4 protein-coding genes are annotated in these 2715 nt (G+C 43.5%); 3 read left to right on the top strand and 1 reads right to left on the bottom strand.

The window, feature by feature from the left end:
• The 3 genes from AB5Z01_RS13590 to AB5Z01_RS13580 all read left to right on the top strand — a co-directional run.
• Positions 1-544: restriction endonuclease subunit S (locus tag AB5Z01_RS13590; RefSeq protein WP_287216470.1), on the top strand; the 544-nt coding region annotated here is incomplete at its 5' end.
• Positions 545-548: 4 nt separating this feature from the next.
• Positions 549-1250 carry a hypothetical protein gene (locus tag AB5Z01_RS13585; protein ID WP_287216471.1) on the top strand — a complete coding sequence of 234 codons (702 nt, stop codon included), beginning with the start codon at positions 549-551 and terminating at the stop codon, positions 1248-1250.
• A gap of 59 nt (positions 1251-1309) precedes the next feature.
• A complete protein-coding gene (locus tag AB5Z01_RS13580) occupies positions 1310-2113 on the top strand; it encodes a tyrosine-type recombinase/integrase (protein ID WP_287216472.1) in 804 nt (267 codons plus the stop codon).
• A 49-nt stretch (positions 2114-2162) separates the two neighbouring features.
• Here AB5Z01_RS13580 and AB5Z01_RS13575 read toward each other — a convergent pair.
• On the bottom strand, positions 2163-2715 hold a 553-nt coding region (locus AB5Z01_RS13575; RefSeq protein WP_287216473.1), incomplete at its 5' end, for a restriction endonuclease subunit S.

Here is a 2715-nt window from a genome sequence, read left to right as displayed (position 1 = left end):
TCCCGATAGTTGGGTGTGGTGTAAACTATCCGACTTAGCTATTTTAGAGAATGGAGATAGAAGTAGTAAATACCCTGTTGAAGCAGACTATGTTGAGATTGGTATCCCTTTCTTTGGAGCTAAAGACATTGATGGTGATATGATGAGCTTTCAGAATGTTCGATTTATATCACAACAAAAGTATGATGAACTTGGCAATGGCAAACTTGTAGACGGGGATATAATCTGCTTACTTAGGGGAAGTGTAGGAAAAACAGCGAAATTTGAAGCTAATGAACAATTCGATACGGGCTTTATATGCGCACAAATGCTTATAATTAGACTGTTGGATAAATCCTTGTTTGGTTATATATCAAGTTATTTCAAGTCACCCGACTATACGAATTATGTAGAAAGCAAAGTAACAGGAACAGCAGTAAGACAAATGCCTGCAAAAGAAATGGGTAATCTGCTTATCCCGCTTCCACCTCTTGCCGAACAGCACCGCATAGTCGCAAAAATTGAAGAAATCATGCCCATGATTGAAAGATTAACTCTGAGGTGAGAGTATGAAGCAAGGCGAACAGGAAGCAAAAATGATACTTGTGCGCAAGGGAGTAGCTTTTGATGACAATTATCACGATGACAACTCCCGTCCGTCTATGCCTGATTTCAAGTATCTGGACGAAGAGCGTTTTCTTGAAGTCACCCACACACTACATAACAATGCAATCATAACGCATATCAATCGGTTTCATCGAAAAAGCACCGCAGAACAGCTTGAAATCATGGAGAAAGCACGAAATGTTTATGATAGAATCCATGAATACCGTTATCCCGATACAGAGGAAGGAATGGTGCAATACAGATGCGATTTGAAGCTCGTGAAATCGCATATGGGATATGATCCTACAAAATGGGTCTTTGGAGAAAAGCTTTCTGAGTTTGATTGCGATTCTCCAATCATCGAATGTTCAACTGAAAACATTCTGCGTGAAGTGCGAGAGAAGGGCGAAAAGCATAAAAGCGGCAATACCGACCTGTTCATCTTCGTCCTGGAAGATGAATTTCGTGTGATGATGGATTTGCTTCACAGCGGACCACAAAACGGTTGTTACGGTGCTTTTTTCAAAGCGATTCTGCGTTCGCCCTTTCCTGCTGTGTATGTCTGTGCATGGAACTGGGAGACTCAGACATACGAGATTGATGATCCGCTCATCATGAAGTTTGAGAAAACTGAGAATGGCGGTATGGTTGCAGGGCGAATATAATACCTATTTTTTTAAATCGTATATTCAGTTATAATTATATCGGAAGGAGGTCTTTCGATATGATTGACACATTTAAGGCATATTTGGACAAGACAAATCTGTCCGAAAACTCGAAGTTTGCCTATCTGTTCGCTCTGAGACAGTTCATCGAGCAGTACGGCAGCGTGACCAAGAAGAACCTCACGGCATACAAGGTGTGGCTTGTGGATCACTTCAAACCGCAGACGGTAAATCTCCGCCTGCGTGGAATGAACTGCTACCTTGAAAGCGTGGGCAAGGAGAAGTGGAAGCTGTCCTTTGTAAAGGTTCAGCAGAAGCCGTTCCTCGAAAATGTTATCAGTGAAGCGGATTACTTGTACTTCAAGAAGCGTCTGAAAGAGGACGGCGAATTGTTCTGGTACTTTGTGGTCCGCTTTCTTGCTGCCACGGGCGCGAGAGTGAGTGAGTTGATCCAGATCAAGGTGGAACACGTCAGACTCGGCTATCTCGACTTGTACTCTAAGGGCGGTAAGCTCCGCCGCATCTACATTCCGAAGTCCTTGCAGGAAGAAGCCCTTGCGTGGCTTGCAGAAAAGAAGCAGGACAGCGGTTTTATCTTCCTCAATCAGCGTGGACAGCGTATCACCACAAGGGGCATTTCGGGTGAATTGAAAAAGTTTGCGGAGAAGTACTGCATCGACACAAAAGTGGTATATCCGCACTCGTTCCGTCACCGCTTTGCCAAGAGCTTTCTTGACCGCTGCAATGATATAGCGTTTCTCGCAGACCTTATGGGACATGAGAGCATTGAAACAACTCGCATTTATCTCCGCAAGACCGCCACGGAACAGCGTGAGATCGTGGACAGCATTATTGACTGGTGATCCATAAACACAACGGGCATACCCTCAGAAACGAGAGTATGCCCGTTTTTTATAGCTTGTCGCAGTATTGCATAAGTTCTTCTATCTTTGCGACTATTTTCTTTTGCTCAGCTAAAGGTGGGAGTGGTATTAGTAACTTGTCTATTGCATTTGATGAAAGTCCTTGTATGCCTATACCCTTACCGCCAATCAATCCAGCTCTTTTATACAGATAAAACACATAATAGAAGAAGTAAACCTCGACGGGAGCATAAGAGCGTAATCTGTGTATGTGATTCTGAATACGCATAGGATAGTCATAATTCCAGATTGCCGCTCTGCCTATATCTCCGCCTTCACAAACAAGCAAGTCACCCTTAGTGACAGTGCATTTTTCTACCTCACTGTCTGTAAATAGCATTTCCTTGAGCTTATCCAATTCAAACCTGTCCCAATATAGATTAGAGGTTGTAATATACTGCATCATTGTTCCTTGATGATTTGAGGAATTAAGAGCCTTGCCTGTGTTATGCTGAAATATCGTTCCCAGCCTACACCAGCACCAACTCTCCGGCAGCTCAAACGGCACTTCATCGGCTATACACCGTTCTTTTCCGTCTATG

Origin of the sequence: Ruminococcus sp. RTP21359st1_H3_RTP21359_211015 (assembly GCF_040909065.1) — a bacterium.
Lineage (GTDB): Bacteria > Bacillota > Clostridia > Oscillospirales > Ruminococcaceae > Hominimerdicola > Hominimerdicola aceti.
Note: the sequence above shows the minus strand (reverse complement) of the source record. Positions and strands in the feature narration are given on the sequence as shown.

What these genes read in the sequence shown, in the direction of transcription:
- AB5Z01_RS13580 (WP_287216472.1), top strand. Translation starts at nt 1,310, where the DNA reads ATGATTGACACATTTAAGGCATATTTGGACAAGACAAATCTGTCCGAA.
- AB5Z01_RS13585 (WP_287216471.1), top strand. Translation starts at nt 549, where the DNA reads ATGAAGCAAGGCGAACAGGAAGCAAAAATGATACTTGTGCGCAAGGGA.